The sequence below is a fragment of the Arthrobacter sp. StoSoilB20 genome, assembly GCF_019977295.1.
GTDB classification, from domain to species: domain Bacteria; phylum Actinomycetota; class Actinomycetes; order Actinomycetales; family Micrococcaceae; genus Arthrobacter; species Arthrobacter nicotinovorans_A.
In genome coordinates this window covers 1,105,642-1,121,659 of the sequence record NZ_AP024651.1, presented here as the reverse complement: position 1 = coordinate 1,121,659, position 16,018 = coordinate 1,105,642, and the positions used below count along the sequence as shown (strand labels likewise).

General features: G+C 63.5%; 12 protein-coding genes and 2 riboswitches. Of the genes, 2 read left to right on the top strand and 10 right to left on the bottom strand.

Annotation, left to right across the window (positions count from 1 at the left end; genetic code table 11):
- Positions 1-2 precede the first annotated feature (2 nt).
- Positions 3-1,082 carry a hypothetical protein gene (locus LDN85_RS05250; protein WP_223944783.1) on the top strand — a complete coding sequence of 360 codons (1,080 nt, stop codon included), beginning with the start codon at positions 3-5 and terminating at the stop codon, positions 1,080-1,082.
- A 79-nt stretch (positions 1,083-1,161) separates the two neighbouring features.
- Here the strand turns inward: LDN85_RS05250 and LDN85_RS05245 are convergent, their stop codons facing one another.
- From LDN85_RS05245 to LDN85_RS05200, 10 genes are all read right to left on the bottom strand, one after another.
- Complete coding sequence (locus LDN85_RS05245) at positions 1,162-4,191, bottom strand: glycoside hydrolase family 38 C-terminal domain-containing protein (protein ID WP_223944782.1); 3,030 nt, start codon at positions 4,189-4,191, stop codon at positions 1,162-1,164.
- Positions 4,192-4,315: 124 nt separating this feature from the next.
- Complete coding sequence (fdhD, locus tag LDN85_RS05240) at positions 4,316-5,227, bottom strand: formate dehydrogenase accessory sulfurtransferase FdhD (RefSeq protein WP_026543205.1); 912 nt, start codon at positions 5,225-5,227, stop codon at positions 4,316-4,318.
- Position 5,228: 1 nt separating this feature from the next.
- Entirely contained in the window at positions 5,229-7,535 is a 2,307-nt protein-coding gene (locus LDN85_RS05235) for an FdhF/YdeP family oxidoreductase (protein ID WP_026548282.1), read from the bottom strand.
- Between the two features lie 66 nt (positions 7,536-7,601).
- A complete protein-coding gene (locus LDN85_RS05230; RefSeq protein WP_091551080.1) occupies positions 7,602-8,957 on the bottom strand; it encodes a molybdopterin molybdotransferase MoeA in 1,356 nt (451 codons plus the stop codon).
- Positions 8,954-9,859 (bottom strand): NTP transferase domain-containing protein, encoded by a 906-nt coding sequence (locus LDN85_RS05225; protein ID WP_223944781.1) that lies wholly within the window; start codon positions 9,857-9,859, stop codon positions 8,954-8,956. Before LDN85_RS05225 ends, LDN85_RS05230 begins: the two co-directional genes overlap by 4 nt.
- 42 nt (positions 9,860-9,901) lie before the next feature.
- Positions 9,902-10,402 (bottom strand): HNH endonuclease, encoded by a 501-nt coding sequence (locus LDN85_RS05220; RefSeq protein WP_026543209.1) that lies wholly within the window; start codon positions 10,400-10,402, stop codon positions 9,902-9,904.
- A 289-nt stretch (positions 10,403-10,691) separates the two neighbouring features.
- Positions 10,692-11,465 carry an NlpC/P60 family protein gene (locus LDN85_RS05215; RefSeq protein ID WP_026543210.1) on the bottom strand — a complete coding sequence of 258 codons (774 nt, stop codon included), beginning with the start codon at positions 11,463-11,465 and terminating at the stop codon, positions 10,692-10,694.
- Between the two features lie 99 nt (positions 11,466-11,564).
- Positions 11,565-12,311 (bottom strand): C40 family peptidase, encoded by a 747-nt coding sequence (locus LDN85_RS05210; protein WP_263422080.1) that lies wholly within the window; start codon positions 12,309-12,311, stop codon positions 11,565-11,567.
- A 4-nt stretch (positions 12,312-12,315) separates the two neighbouring features.
- A riboswitch (cyclic di-AMP (ydaO/yuaA leader) is annotated at positions 12,316-12,484 on the bottom strand.
- A gap of 138 nt (positions 12,485-12,622) precedes the next feature.
- Complete coding sequence (locus LDN85_RS05205) at positions 12,623-13,453, bottom strand: M23 family metallopeptidase (protein WP_223944779.1); 831 nt, start codon at positions 13,451-13,453, stop codon at positions 12,623-12,625.
- A 4-nt stretch (positions 13,454-13,457) separates the two neighbouring features.
- Positions 13,458-13,699: riboswitch (cyclic di-AMP (ydaO/yuaA leader) on the bottom strand.
- A gap of 185 nt (positions 13,700-13,884) precedes the next feature.
- Positions 13,885-14,580: a metal-dependent transcriptional regulator gene (locus tag LDN85_RS05200; protein WP_026543213.1), complete on the bottom strand. Its 696-nt coding sequence runs from the start codon at positions 14,578-14,580 to the stop codon at positions 13,885-13,887.
- Between the two features lie 293 nt (positions 14,581-14,873).
- Between LDN85_RS05200 and serC the strand changes: the two genes are divergently transcribed.
- A complete protein-coding gene (gene serC, locus LDN85_RS05195) occupies positions 14,874-16,004 on the top strand; it encodes a phosphoserine transaminase (RefSeq protein ID WP_223944778.1) in 1,131 nt (376 codons plus the stop codon).
- The last annotated feature ends 14 nt before the right edge of the window (positions 16,005-16,018 follow it).

Genomic DNA, 16,018 nt, shown 5'->3' with positions numbered 1-16,018 from the left:
CCATGACTTTTGAATCCGGTCCCGCCCAGCCTGCCCCTCAACCCGATCCCGCCCAACCCGGTCCCACCCAACCCGATCCCGCCCAGCCGCCGGTGCCCAGGAAGCGCAGGCTTGCACTGATCCTTGTTTCCAGTGCTGTTGTTCTGGTGATCATTGCCGTGGCGGCGGTGATAGCTGTGGCGCACTTCTCCGGGCAGCAACGCAAGGAAAACCTGCAGGCCCTGAAAGACGGACACCTCACGGCGTTGGTGGATGCGCGGGGCAAGCTTCAGCCCGCGGCCAACGCCTACCTGGCCGCGTACAAGAAAGCCCGGAACGCCCCCGCCTCCCAGGAGGAAGCGGAGAAGAACTCCGCAAAAGAGCGGGACGCGTTCCAACAGGCTGTCAATGACGCCCGTGCGGCCCTGTCCACGGTCAAGAACGCCCAGTCCCCCGCCGATGGCGGTGTCGGCGTCGCCGTGGGGCAACTGGAAGAGTCCTACCAGGGCTTCATCGACCACATGGAAGGACTGGTGGAGGCATACCCGCAGTTTGAAGGTCTCTTCAGGGAAGACGGAGCCGGCTGCAACGGCTTGTTTGTTGGCTCCAAAGCCGCCACCCTTCGTGAACGCCAAACACTGCTCGGCCAGGCCGCAGGTCCCTGCCGGGAAGCGGTGGACCAACTCAAGGAATCCAAGAACGTGGCCTACGTCGAGTTTGCCCGCACATTGGACAACCGGGTGGCACAGCTTGAATCGAACGCCGAGATCACGGCAAAGTCCGAAGAGAACTACAACGAATTCGTGAAGATCAAGGATCAGATGACCCAAAAGGTCGACGACGCCACCGCCCGCAATGCCTCCGATGAGGAATTCCGCAAGATTGCCGACGAGCTGAAGGTCCTCAACACCCGTATCCGGAACAACAGGTCGGAGTTCGACTTCGCTGCCAAGCGCTACCTGTCCGGTGTCAAGGAAATGCCGGCTCTGGTCGAGGAAGTGTTCTCCAAGAAGATTCCGGCCGAAATCAAGAGCTACGAATCCGTGATCCCCCTGCGGACCCAGATCTTGAAGGACGCAGTGGACGTCGAGTTGGTCGAATAGGCACCGGCAACACGAACAAACGCCGACGGCATTGCAGGATTTCCCCGCAATGCCGTCGGCGTTTTGCTGTCTCTTGGGATCAGCGCGCGAAGCGCAAAGTGACCAATTGGAACGGACGGAGCACCAAGTCCACCGCCGAGTCCTCCCCGGCAGTGACTCCAGGAGCTTCTGCAGCCCGTTCCAGCAGATCCGTGGCTGTCACGCCGGTGGTCTTGAAACCGGGCCGGAGAGTGGCAGCTGAGCGCTCACCAAGGGATTCGTAGAGCCTGACGATCACATCGCCCGACCCATCCTCGGCCAGCTTCACCGCTTCGACCACAATGGCCGGGTTCGAGACCGACACCAGAGGATCAACCCCGTGGCCGCCGGTCACGAACCGGGGGTTCAGGTTGGTCCTGTACCCCTCTTCGACGGCATCGGAGATTGCAGCTCCGGGCCTGATGGAAACCTCCAACGTGTGCTCCCCCCTGTCTGCTTCAGGGTCCGGGAACCGGGCCGAGCGCAGCAGCGAGGTGCGGATCGTCGTCGTGGTTCCGCCGTCGGTGCGGACGGCCCTGGTGACGTCGTGCCCGTAGCTGGAGGAGTTGCTGACGGCCACGCCATAACCGGGCTCGGCAACGTGGATCCAGCGGTGTGCACAGATTTCGAACTTTGCAGCTTCCCAGGACGTGTTGGTGTGCGTCGGCCGGAAGACGTGGCCAAACTGTGTCTCCGACGCCGAACGATCAGCCCTCACATCCAGCGGGAAGGCGATCTTCAGCATCTTTTCGCGCTCCTGCCAGTCCACCGTGGTGGAGATTCCCAGGGACTTGGCACCGGCGTCGAGCGTGATGCGCTGCGTGATGGTGGAGGCGCCCACCTTCCGTTGGACCACCACGACGGCGCCGGCCGGCGTACGTTCGAGATCGATGGTGTCCGCGTGCGTCAGTTGCGTGACGTTGCGGCGGTAGAACTCTTCGATGTCCCACGCATCCCATTCGTTGGGAGTGTCCCGGAACAGCTCCAGCAGGTTACCGGCCTCCCCGGGAGCTATGGCGTCTCGACCGCTGGCATGGTCCACCAGTGAGGTGAGCAGCCCGTTCCCGTCCAGCACCGCGCGGACGATGCCGTTGTCGAGCACGAAGCCCTCGCCCGGCTCCTCCACCTGGACGCCGGTGCCGTGTCCGCCGGTTTCGGCGATCCCCAATGCCGGCACGCCCCTGCGCTGATGCGGTGCGGCGTTGAGCAGGTAGCTGGTGTTGCCGGTGCCTACCAAAGCCTCGGCGGCTTCACTGATGATGGCCTCAAGGTCACGGGCAATGGCCCCGTAGTTGCGCTCGGCGTCCTGATGGACCCAGGCGATGGAGCTGCCCGGGAGGATGTCGTGGAACTGCTGCAGGAGGACCAGTTGCCAGAGCCGCTTCAACTCCTCGCGGGGATAGGTGTAATCCGTACCGAGACGAACCGCTGCGGTGGAACACCACAACTCCGCCTCCCGCAGCAGGTGTTCGCTGCGACGGTTGCCACGCTTGGTCTTGGCCTGGCTGGTGTACGTGCCGCGGTGCATTTCCAAGTACATCTCGCCCACCCAGACCGGCAGGTTGGTGTACTCCGCCTCGGCTTGGGTGAAGAAGTCCTTCGCGGTGCCCATCCGCACCTTCGGGGATCCTTCCAAATCCGCCGTGCGGTGCGCGGCCGCGACCATCTCCCGGGTAGGTCCGCCGCCGCCGTCGCCGTAGCCGAAAGGCACCAGCGACATGGTTCCGCGGCCGTGGTCCCGGTAATTTCGTTCTGCGTGGGCCAGTTCTCGGCCGTGCAGTTCAGCGTTGTACGAATCCACCGGCGGGAAGTGCGTGAAGAGCCGGGTGCCGTCAATTCCTTCCCAGGAGAAGGTGTGGTGCGGCATCCTGTTGACCTTGTTCCAGGAAATCTTCTGGGTGAGGAACCAGCGCGAACCGGCCTCTTTCACGATCTGCGGGATGGCACCGGAGTAGCCGAACGAGTCAGGAAGCCAAGCCTCCTGGCATTCGACGTCGAACTCCTTCAGGAAGAAGCTCTTGCCTTCCACGAACTGGCGCGCCATGGCCTCGCCGCCGGGCATGTTGGTATCCGATTCCACCCACATGCCGCCCACGGGGATGAACTGGCCGGCCCTGACCTTCTCGCGGATCCGGACGAAAAGTTCGGGGAAGTACTCCTTGATCCACGCCATCTGCTGCGCCGAGGAGCAGGAAAACACAAAGTCGGGATCTTCATCCATGAGCGCCACTACGTTGGAGAACGTCCTGGCGCATTTGCGGATGGTCTCCCGGACCGGCCACAACCAGGCAGAGTCGATGTGGGCGTGGCCAGTGGCAAGGAGTTGGTGGGCCGAGGCATAGGCGGGCCGGCCCAGCACTTCCTTCAAGGCCTCACGGCCGGCCATCGCTGTTCCGGGAACGTCGTCCGGATCCATGATGTCCAGCATCCGCTCCAGGGCCCTGAGGATTTCATGGCGGCGGGGAAGTTCGGTGGGGAGTTCATGCATGAGCCCGCTGAGCGTCCAGATGTCCTGGTTCAGTTCCCACACGGTCTCGTTCAGCTCTGCCATGGCGATGCGGCCCAGGCGGTACCGGGGATCGTCGCCGGAGGTGGCTTTGTCTCCGAGCGGGGTGGGAGCAAAGGACCAGCCCTGGGCGACGTCCGGGTTCGCGGCCGCCTCGACGTAAAAATCCACCGAGTGTCCGCCGCCCAGCAGTTTGAGGGGGACGTGGTAATTCCGTGGCGAGATCGCCTTGATGATGCTGCCGTCCGCCCGCCACGCAGTGCCTTCGCATTGGAACCCGGGGACGTCGCTGTTGAAGCCGAGGTCCACGATGATCTCCACGGACGTGGAGTCAGCCATGCCCCAGTCCTGCGGGACTTCACCCTGCAGGTGCAGCCATTTGGTGCTCCAGGCCTTTCCCCACGCGGCTCCATGCTCCTGGGGAGTGAAGAGCTGGCGCATGGCCTCCGATGCCGGCACAGGTTCGCCGGGTACCTCCCAGCTGCTGAGCTGTAGCGGTATTGCCCTGCCGTAAATGGCCGGAAGAATGCGTTCCCGAACGAATCGATCGAGGCGCTGTTCAGTGATCCGGCGGTCGTCGTGCAATTAATTCCCCTTTGGGCTTTAGCTGGATATCACGAATGGTTCACGCACCTGGGGTGCATGCCCGCGCGGCAGTTCTGGGTTCGCTGCGCTTCCAATCGATGGATAAAATCTACGTTGTTCCAGCTCAATAGCCAAGTGATCGGCCGCTATCCCCCACGGACAGTGCGTCCGGCTGGGCGGGTTCTGCAATGATCCTGTCCCGGCCTGCGTAGACGTTGAGACTGTGCCCACGGCTGAAACCGGCCAGGGTAATCCCGGACTCCTCCGCCAGCTCAGCGGCCAGGCTTGAGGGCGCACTGACCGCAGACAGTACGGGAATGCCGGCCATGGCCGCCTTCTGGACCAGCTCGAAGGACGCCCTGCCGGAGACCTGGAGGACTGTCCCCTTCAGCGGCAACATCCCTGCCCGCAGCGCCCAGCCCACTACCTTGTCCACCGCATTGTGCCGACCAACATCTTCGCGAAGGCACAGCAATTCGGAGGTGCCGTCGTCGTGGATCCTGAAAAGGCCCGCGGCGTGGACGCCGCCCGTTTTATCGAAAACGGCCTGGGCCTCCCTGAGCCGGTCCGGCAATGCGGCGAGCGCCCTGACCGGTACAGTGACGTCGTCCTCCTTGGGGCTGTGATGCGAGGCTTTGCGGACTGCGTCAATGGAGTCCGTGCCGCAAATTCCGCACGAGCTCGATGTATAGACGTTGCGGCCGGTATCGGGCCGTTCCACATCGGGCCGGAGTTGGGCGTCCACCACGTTGAAGGTCTGGACACCGTCCTCGTTTTCCCCGGCGCAGAAACGCTCCGAGATCAGTTGGGAGGGTTCCCAGATGATGCCCTCAGAGACCAGGAATCCGGCGACGAGGTCAAAGTCGTCTCCCGGGGTCCGCATGGTCACGGAGAAGGACATCTCGCCCAAGCGGATTTCCAGGGGTTCCTCCACCGCGAGTACGTCTTCCTTGAAGCGGACCGGATGCTCCAGTGCTTGCGGCGAGCCGTCCAGGACAAACTTATGCACCTTTCGGCGCTGAGTTACGCGTCCCACGTCAGGATCCGTCCTCCTCTGTTTTGACGAAACGTACTGTCATGGCCTTGTAGCCGGGGGTGTTGGATTCCCTGGCCACCAGTTCGCGGTGCACCAGGGCGTTGGCCTCCGGGAAGTAGGCTGCGGCGCACCCCTTGGCGGTGGGGTACTCAACCAGCCGGAACCTGTTGGCCCGCCGCTCCGTCCCGGCGAACGTGGAGATGACATCCACGAGATCGCGGTCCTTGAAACCGAGTTCGGCCAGGTCTTCAGGGTGGACCAGGATGACCCGGCGGCCATCAGAGATCCCGCGGTATCGGTCGTCCAGGCCATAGAACGTGGTGTTGTACTGGTCGTGGCTGCGCACCGTCTGCAGGATCAGGTGGCCTTGTGGGGCCTGGAGGTACTCCAGTGGCCGCACCGAGAACCGTGCTTTGCCGATGTCCGTGGCGAACGTCCTGGTGTCCCGGGGCGGGTTGGGCAGCACGAAGCCGTTCTTGGTGCGAACCCTCGTATTGAAATCCTCGAAGCCCGGTATCACCCGGGAGATGTGGTCCCGGATGACGTCGTAGTCTTCAGCCATGGCACGCCAGTCCACGCTATGCTCATCGCCCAGGGTCGCCTGCGCCATGCGGGCTACGATCACCGGTTCGCTGAGCAGGTGCTCCGAGACAGGTTCCAGTCTTCCCTGCGTTTTATGGATGACGGACATGGAGTCTTCCACCGACAGGAATTGCTTGCCTTTGGGGTGTTTGTCATCCGTGTCAGTCCGGCCCAGCGTAGGCAGGATCAGCGACGTTTTGCCGTGGACCACATGGGCCCTGTTGGGTTTGGTGGAGATATGGACGGTCAGTCCAGCGGTCTTCAGGCCCTCTTCCAGGGCTGCGGTGTCCGAGCCGGCGGCTGCAAAGTTCCCGCCCATGGAGACGAAGACATCCACCTCACCCTTTTCCAGGGCGTGCTGGGTTTCCACGGAGTCATATCCGTGATCGCGCGGCATATGGAAACCGAATTCCTGGTCCAGCGCTGCCAGGAACGATTCCTTGGGTTTCTCCCAGATCCCCATGGTGCGGTCGCCCTGGACATTGGAGTGTCCGCGGACGGGGCAGGCTCCGGCGCCACGCTTGCCGAAGTTCCCTTGAAGCAGCAGCAGGTTGATGATTTCACGCAGGGTATCCACCGAGTGCGGCTGCTGTGTCAGTCCAAGGGCCCAGCAGATGATGGTTGCCTTGGAGGCAGCCATCATTTCTGCTGCCTTGGTAATTTGCCTCCGCGTCAGGCCGGTGGCCCGCTCGGTCTCGGCCCAGTCCAGGACCGCACGGGCTTGGGTGTAGGCGGCGAACCCTTCGGTCTGCTGCTCAATGAAGGAATGGTCGACGACGGTGCCCGGGTTGCGCTTCTCTTCCTCCAGGAGCAGGTGGCCCAGTGCCTGGAACAGCGCCAGGTCCCCACCGACCTTGATCTGCAGGAATTCATCCGCGATGGTGGTGCCACCGCCGATAACGCCATTGAGGGACTGGGGGTCCTTGAAGTTCAGCAGGCCCGCCTCGGGAAGCGGGTTCACGGCGACGATCTTTCCGCCGTTGTTCTTGCAGTCCCGCAGTGCAGACAGCATCCGGGGATGGTTGGTTCCCGGATTCTGTCCCACCACCAGGACCAGTTCGGCGTGGTGGATATCCTCCAGCGAGACTGTGCCCTTTCCGATTCCAATGGTGGGGTTCAGTGCGCTGCCGGAGGACTCATGGCACATATTGGAGCAGTCGGGCAGGTTGTTGGTGCCCAGGCTTCGGGCGAACAACTGATACATGAAGGCGGTCTCGTTGGCTGTTCGGCCCGAGGTGTAGAAAACGCACTTGTCCGGAGTGGTGGCGTTGATGTGCTCACCGATCAAGGCGAAGGCGTCGGTCCAACTGATGGGTGAGTAATGCGTGTCCCCGGGCCTGATGACCACGGGCTCGGACAATCTTCCCTGGCTTCCCAACCAGTACTCGGTCTTGTCTTCGAGATCCGCCAGGGAGTGCTTCGCCCAGAATTCGGCGCCTACCGTGCGGGTGGTGCTTTCCTCGGCGATCGCTTTGGCGCCGTTCTCGCAAAATTCGGCGGGGCTCCGCTTGCCCGTGATGGATTCAGGCCACGCACACCCCGGGCAATCAAAGCCGTCATGCTGGTTCACCCTGAGCATGGAACGGACCGTGCGGGCTACTCCGGCCTGGGCGTAACCGCGTTCAAGGGCCACCGTGACAGCTTTGAGGCCGGCAGCGGCTTGTTTGGGCGGGTGGATTTGCAGGTCATCTTCATTGATGTCCTGTTCGGGAGCATGCCTGTTCATATGTCCATCATTGCACTTTGTGTGAGCCTGTTACCTGGTTCGCCGCAGTGCCAGCCAGTACAGCCTTCAGGCGTCGAGCGCGCTCCAGTCCACCGGCCCGGAGGGAGCCTTCTTCGCTTGCCGTGTGGCGGCCTTGCGGGGCTGGTCTTCCGGGGGCTTTGGCTGGGGCAACGGTTTGCCCCAGGGCAAGGCAAACGCAGGGACCAACTCCCCCAGTTGGACTCCGTGGGGTGGGACCACCATGACCCCGTCCGCAGCGGCCAGGCCCCGCATCATTCCCGGTCCTGCGTGCTGCGCCGGCGAGGCCAGGCCATACACCAGCTTGAACGGCATCAGCCGGGTCCGGCCGGGATCGGCCTCGAGCATTGCGCCGCACGGTACCTCACCCACCTGGGGCGGCTTCCGGTGGCCCAACGCAGCAAGCAATGGAGCGCCCACCGTGAACAGCGCCATCATCGCGGCAAGTGGATTTCCAGGCAGGCCCAGGACAAAGCGGCCATCGGGCAACTCGGCCAGTACGGCGGGGTGGCCGGGTCGCATCGAAATACCGTCGATCAACAGCCGGCCACCCAGTTCAGCCACCGCTCGGCGGAAATGGTCAGTCCCCGACCGGCCTGTACCGCCCGTAGTGATGACGACGTCGGCCGGGGGTTCGGCTTCTTCATCGGAGCCAGCCGCGAGCTCGTCCACGGCAGGCTCACTCTCCTGGAGGGCGGCAATCCACTCCTCATAGTTATCGCCCACCCGGAGCTGCTCTCCTGCTATGCCGCCCAGGAGCTCTACAACGGCACCCAACTGCGGACCAAAGGTGTCGCGGACCTGTCCGGGCAGCGGGATCCCCCGTTCCACAACCTCGGAACCTGTCAGCAGGAACCTGACCAACGGTTTGCCGAGAACCTCTACATGGTCCAGTCCGGCCAGTGCAGCCAAAGCGATGTGGGCTGGATTGAGTACCGTTCCAGCGGTCAGCAGGATCTCCCCCTCGGCAGCCTCCTCCGCGGCTTTGCGGATGTGCTGGCCGTTGCGGGGTTCACCGGGCTTGGCGGCGCCGCCCAAAGCCAGGACCGGCAGGCCGTCGTCGTCGGTGGTGATGACGCCACTCTCGCTGCGCAGCACGGCCTTGGCCCCCGGCGGAATGAGGCCACCGGTCACAATGGGGCTTGCCTGGTGCGGGGCAAGCCTCTGGCCAGGTTCGCTCAGGATCCACGGACCGCTTCCGTTGACGGCCCAGCCGTCCATGGCCGACGAAGCGTAGTGGGGCATGTCCTGCACTGCCAGGGCATCGGCTGCAAGGGTGCGGCCCAGCGCCGAGGTGAGCGGCACGGGGCCTGGTGGAATGGGAGCGGCACACTCAAACGCGCGCTGGCGGGCCTCCTGCCAGGTATGCGCTGCGTGATGGCCCTCGGCAGGGGCCTGGGTCATTCGGCGTCAGCCTCGGACTCCGAGTACTCCTTGGCGACTTTGCGGGCCAACTCCAAGGCCGCGTTCATGGACGCATCATCGCTTGCCTGGCCAATGCCGCGGGCCATGCCTGCCGCATAGCCGGCAATGAACGTGGTCAAAGGCGCAGCGGGACGAACCACTGAATGCGCTGCCACTCCGGCTACGGCGAGTACTTCGTTGACGTCCACCTCAACGCCTTCAAGCTCGAATGCCTGCAGCAACGTGCGGCACCAATCCTCGAGCGTCTCTTCCTGGCTCTTCACGTCCGCCTCCAACTTGTAGTCAATGCCCAGGGCCGCAGCGTCCTCCCACGTATCCACGTCATCCGTGGAGCCAGCGGGGACAGCAACGTCCAGCAGGTTCAGCCTAGCAAGCAGCCGGAACACAGAAGAGTCCGCCAGACCGGCACCTTGGGATGCTGCGGCTGCTTCACGTTCCAAGGCTGCAGTGTTGTAAACACCCAGGAGGGGTTGCTTCCGCCCGTCCACGGAAACGGCCATGGCACCCTCAACGCCTGGGTGGGCGGCCAGGGCATCCCACAAAGCGGAAACTCCACGGGACGCATGCGGCATGTCGCAGGCAAGGACCAGGGTCCACCGGGCGCGGGAACGCCCGCTTTGCAGCGCCGCCAGGCCGGCTGCGATTGCCGCTGCCGGCCCGGCAAACGCCGGCTCCTCGCGGGCATGCAGCACTTCCACTGGGAACGGCACACCGCCCGCTACCGGAACATCGGGGCCTACCACCACCACGGCTGAAGCACCCCGGGCAGCCTGCAGGGCATGCGAAAGGAGCGTGGCGCCGTCGTACGTCAGCGATGGTTTAGGCACGCCACCGAGGCGGGTGGCCCTGCCACCCGCCAAAATCACGGCATTGAACTCCATCCGCCCAGAGTACCCGGACGTCCGGAGCTCAGCAGAAATCGATCAGGCAGCGGATTCCGGCAACAGGAACGGGTCCCAGTCCGGCGCAGGTTTCTCGAGTTCCTTGATCTGCCACATGGTCCCCTGGGGCACACCGGGTTTGAAACGGAGTTTCCAACCCATCTCGGCCAGTGTGTGGTCGCTCTTGGCGTTGTTGCACTTCAGGCACGCCGCAACCAGGTTTTCCCAGGAATCCGCGCCGCCCCTGGACTTGGGGTGGACATGGTCAATGGTGTGGGCTGTTTTCCCGCAGTAGGCGCAGCGGTGGCCGTCGCGGCGCAGTACCCCGCGCCTGCTCACGGCTGTGATCTTGTTGTACTGGGGACGGATGTAGCGGTTGAGGAGGATCACGGATGGTCTTCCGAGAACTTCCTGCGGCCCGACGACAGGCTCGTCGCCTTCGGCCACCACGCTTGCTTTCCCAGTCAGCACAAGGACCAGCGCCCGGCGGAAGGTTATTACCGCCAGCGGTTCATATCCAGCATTCAGAACGAGTGTGCGCATGCACGTACCTCTTCACGGCCGCACCCGTCAGGGGCACGAGGGCCGGCTGCCCTCTGCATGTACGGGCTGTGGATCGACAAGATAAGGGTAAGCACTTGTATGCCGTATCAACGAATTTATATGTGCTTTCGCCCACAGTGTCGCCCAGAGTTCATGCATCGTTAGCGGAAGGGGCGTCCGATCTGCCCCCTGAACACCCGATCTGGCCCCTAGGCAAAGGATCCGCGGTTAAACAGAACACCCCGCGGGCCGTAGCCTGCGGGGTGTCCTGGAAGTGCGAAGGGCTGGATCAGCCGTTGACCCGAATGAAGACCGGGCCGGAGCCGACGTTGACGCTGAACAGTGCCGTGGTGGATCCGTTCCATCCACCGTGAACTGCCTGGCCGTTGCCGACGTAGACAGCAATGTGGGCCTGTCCGGCCAGACCACCGTTGGCGTAGTAAGCGAGGTCGCCCGGCTGTGCTTCCGCTGCGCTGACGGTGCGGCCAAGGGAGAGGTAGCCGGCCGGCCAGTCGTGGAAGTTGATGCCGACAGCTGCCAGGGAGTTGGTCACCAGCATGGTGCAGTCCTGGGTTACGCCAAGCTGTGCGTACGCGGCCGCGGCGATTGCGGCACCAAGGCCGCTGGCAGCGGCGGGAGCCTTAGCCGCAGGAGCCGTGGTGTTGACGGCCAGCGTGGCGTTTCCGCCTGTTGCCGTGCTTGCCGCCGGCTCCTTGGTTTCAGCCTTCGCGGGAGCCTTCTTCTCTACGGGAGCCGGAGCCTGCACCGTGGTGACCACGGGACGTTCGTAGGAGATGGCAACCGTGGAGTCGGCAGCGATAGTGGACTGCACAACCGACTGGACGTCCAAGGTAGACGTCGAAGTGGATTCGCGGTCCACTTTGGTCTCGGCAGCGTTGGCTGCGACACTGCCGGTCAGGACCAGGCCTGAAGCTGCGGCAATAACGGCTGCCTGTCGGCCCACGCCGCCGGCGTTTTCACTGACGGACTTGGCGATCACGGCAAACGAGCTGGTCTTGGGGGCCTCAGCGCGATGCCGTGCAACCTTGTGTGCACTGGTCATGGTTTTCTCTTTTCGTATCCGCGTGCAGTTGGGGTACACGCGGCTCATTGGCGCGCCGGCACTTGGGGGCATGCCGGCGAACCCCGAATCGGTTTGTTTCTAGCGGAGGGTGAAGAAGGAGGAGGTGCCCGTGGAGGCAGCCGAGTGCAGGAGCGTGCCCTGTCCCGGGTTCAAGGCGCTGATCATCATGCCGTTGCCCACGTAGATGCCTACGTGCGCTCCACCGTTCTGCATGACCAGGTCACCGGGGGCAGGGGTGCTGGTGGGCTTCATGGCCGTCCAGGCGTTGACGCGCGGGATGCTGATGCCGGCCTGGGCGTAGACCCACTGGGTGAATCCGGAGCAGTCCCAACCGTTGGGGGTGGTGCCGCCCCAAACGTAAGGGTGCCCGATGCCGGTGTAGGCGATCGCGGCGAGGCCGGAAGCGGCGGCGCTGGAAGCAGCATCCTTGGCTTCGGAGGACTTGGCGGTCACAGCGCCTGCTGTGGCCTGGTCGCCGGAGGCCGAGGTGCGTCCGGTGGTCTGGGAAGCGCGCTGGACAACCTTGGGAGCTTCCTTCGTGGCCACTACGGGGCTTTCGAAGGAGACGGTTGCCGTGGGCTCTGCGGTGACTACCGCAGTGGTGACCATCTGCTGGGTGCTGGAGGCTTCCGACTTTGAAACATCGGTGTCTGCTGCCTGGGCCGGCAGACCAACGCTGAGGACGAGACCTGAGGCTGCTGCCAGGACAACAGCCTGGCGGCCGACGGTACCGGCGTTGGATGAAACAGCCTTGGAAAGCGAGTTCAAGGGGTTCGTACGAACCGATTCAGCGCGATGGCGCGCAGGGGTAGTGCGTGATGACACGTAGGTAGCCTCTCCCAATGCCTGCGAGGTGAGCTGTCGGATTCGGATGGGAGTCATCCGGCCGCGCTGCTTCAAGGAAGCTTTCGCGACTTAACCCCAAGGTCTTCTCACGAAGACCAGAAGTGGTTCCCCCGCCCCTGCCAGACGATTTATGCGAACGGACCTTGAGTAGTGGCAGAGCTAGGCAATCCACTCAAGTGCACCGGCCCCCTAAAAAGCCGATGCGCTTTGTACGGTACAACAGTTGAACGCGAATGTCACATTCAGGTCACGAGGCGTGTCACGAATGCGAGAGACGACCATCAAATGGACTAAAGCCAGCCCATGGGGTCAACAACTTCGCCATTGACCTGTACTTCAAAGTGGAGGTGGCAACCGGTGGAGGCGCCAGTGGTGCCGCTGAGCGCCACGGTGTCGCCGCGGGTGACCGTCTGGCCGACTTTGACGGTGAAGGACGACAGGTGGTTGTACGTGGTCTCAAGGCCGTTGCCGTGGTCGATGACCACGCGGTTGCCTCCGCCGTACTCGTGCCATCCGGCGAAGGTGACCTTGCCGGATGCTGCTGCGTGGACGGCCGTGCCGCACTGCGCCACGAAGTCCTGGCCGCGGTGGAAGTCGCCGGCGCCTCCGGTGAGGGGGCTGACGCGGTAGCCGAACGGGGAAGCTGTGGTCAGCGTGTCGAGGGGGCTGGCCATGGTGCCTGCAGAGGAGGCGCGCTGGATGCTGCCCGCGGACTGGGCGCTGAGCAGTTGCTTCAACTTGCCGTCGGGGTCGGCAGCCGTGGCAACCGCTGCCCGGCTGAAGTCGATTTTGGCCGATGCGGCCGCGGAGACCTCCGGCTGGCTGCCACCGGATACTGCCAGGGCAGACTCGGTCTGGCCTGATTCCGAGGTGGCCATGACGGGGCTTGTGGCCGGCAGACCGACAGTCAAGGCCAGGCCGGTGGCGGCAAGCGCAACTCCGGCCTTTTGCCCGACGCCACTGGCTGCAGCGAAGTCGGCAACCTGGCGCAACGGGCTCTTACGGCGGCGAACCTGGCGTTTGGTGTCGCGTGGCCGGATCTCCGATACGACGCGGGCTGGCCGCAGCTCAGCAGCGGGGCCCGACGCGCGGCGACGGCCCCTGACGTTCTGCGTTGTCAAACTCTATTCCTCTCTAAAAAGCCTGCGAAGTTAGCTGTCGGATTCGGGTCAGAGAGTTTCAAGACCCGGCCCGCACGAAGCGCTCACGGCACACAGGTATCCCAAGAGGGACATGCGTAAATGGGCACTTCTGCTGCGGACTTCACCCCAAGGCTGCTTCTTTAGACAGCCGCTTGTGGTTCCCCCGCCTCTGCCAGTGGTGGATGGCACACCTGTTCCGCTGGCAGAGCTCGGCTCCGGAACAGGTAACGCTTTGGTATCAGCGCTAGTAGATAACTATAGGGGATTAAGGCCCGCAGTAATAAATTCGTTATCAACAGGAACGGGCATGCGGGCGGCAACCCCTTATCACTAATCCCGAAAAACCGCAGGTCACGTGCTCGCCGGGTGCCTAAAAGTGAGATATGCCACCGTGCAGCAAGGCAGGTTTGTCAGCCAACGGAGACGAAGACGTGTGCCGCAACCTCAGGTGGGAGCTCCAGTGCACCTTCAATGCCTGGGACGCGGACGGAAATGTACTCCCCCACACGTTCCAGCGAGACCGCAGCGCCGGGCCTGATACCGCCCTCGTCCAACTGGGTAAGAAGTTCAGGCTCAACCTGGATGGGCTCCGCCAAACGGGTGACAGCTACCCGGGAGTTCGCCGCGTAACCCTCCATGGCCTGCAGGAGGTTGACGTCCACGCGGGGGAATGGCTGGGTGGCAAGACCGCCGAGCGCTTCCAGGCCCGGGATGGGGTTGCCGTACGGGGATTCCGTGGGGTGTTCCAGGAGTTCGTACAGGCGGCGCTCCACGCGCTCGCTCATCACGTGCTCCCAGCGACATGCTTCGTCATGGACATAAGCCCAGTCCAAGCCAATGACGTCAGCCAGGAGCCGCTCCGCGAGGCGGTGCTTGCGCATGACCTCGGTGGCGCGCTTCCGCCCAACCTCGGTCAGTTCGAGGTGGCGGTCGTTGGAGACAATCACCAGGCCATCGCGCTCCATGCGTCCGATGGTCTGGGAAACCGTGGGTCCGGAGTGCCGCAGCCGTTCGGCGATGCGGGCCCTGAGAGCCACGATGTTTTCTTCTTCAAGCTCCAAAATGGTCCGAAGATACATCTCAGTGGTATCGATCAGATCCGTCATCCAGCTCAGCTCTCCTCGAACGCAGTTCCTTGCGTAATCTCCACCGTACAGCGTCCCTTGCCGGGGTAGGCGGAGTGCACCGCCGCCCCTTGAACGCCAACCCCTAGCCTAGCTTATTTGGAATTACTCTGGATAATTCCGGTCGCATATGGTTTGCCGGCGTTCCACGTGGCGGACTATGACGGCCACAGGTTCCTGCCGTCGCACCGGGTCAGGCAGAATTGGGGTGTCGAAGGGGCAGTTGATGCCACCTGCCACGACCCATCTCTAGCCGATACCCATTGGAGCCACACGTGAGCGACACCAGCATCACCATTCCCGCCGATCTGCTGCCCAAGGATGGACGCTTCGGTGCCGGACCGTCCAAGGTCCGTCCCGAACAGATCGAGGCCCTGTCTGCCGCGTCGTCCACCATCCTGGGCACGTCCCACCGCCAGGCTCCGGTCAAGAACCTCGTGGGTTCGGTCCGCGAAGGACTCAGCCAGTTCTTCCGCGCGCCCGAGGGCTATGAAGTTGTCCTCGGCGTCGGCGGTTCCACGGCCTTCTGGGACGTCGCCGCCTTCGGCCTGGTCGAGAAGAAAGCACAGCACCTTTCCTTCGGTGAGTTCGGTTCAAAGTTTGCTGCCGCCACCAACAAGGCTCCCTTCCTGGATGCTTCCTCGATCATCAAGTCCGAGCCGGGCACCCGTCCAGTGTCCCAAGCCGAGGCCGGAGTCGACGTCTACGCCTGGCCCCAGAATGAGACCTCCACGGGCGTAGCCGCTCCCGTCAAGCGGGTCCAGGGCGCCGACGAAGGCTCCCTGGTCCTGGTCGATGCCACCTCCGCTGCAGGCGGGTTGGACGTAGACGTCGCCGAGTCCGACGTCTACTACTTCGCCCCGCAAAAGAACTTCGCCTCAGACGGTGGTCTCTGGCTGGGGCTGTTCTCCCCGGCCGCCCTGGAGCGCGCTGCACGGATCAAGGCGTCCGGCCGCTGGATCCCGGACTTCCTGGACCTGCAGACCGCCATTGACAACTCCAAGCTCAACCAGACGTACAACACTCCTTCGCTGTCCACCCTGGTCACCTTGGACGCCCAGGTGCAGTGGCTCAACAGCAACGGTGGCCTGGACTTCGCCAGCAAGCGCACTGCGGACTCGGCCAACCGCATCTACTCCTGGGCTGAGGCATCGGAGTACGCGACGCCGTTTGTCACCAATGCCGAAGACCGCTCCAATGTCATCGCCACCATCGACTTCGACGACTCCATTGATGCCGCAGCCATTGCCAAGGCCCTGCGTGCCAACGGTGTGGTGGACACGGAGCCTTACCGCAAGCTTGGCCGCAACCAGCTGCGCATTGCCACGTTTGTCGCCATTGAACCCGACGACGTTTCAGCCCTGCTCGCCAGCATCGACTACGTGGTTGGCGAACTGAAGAAGTAGGACCACAGACTGCT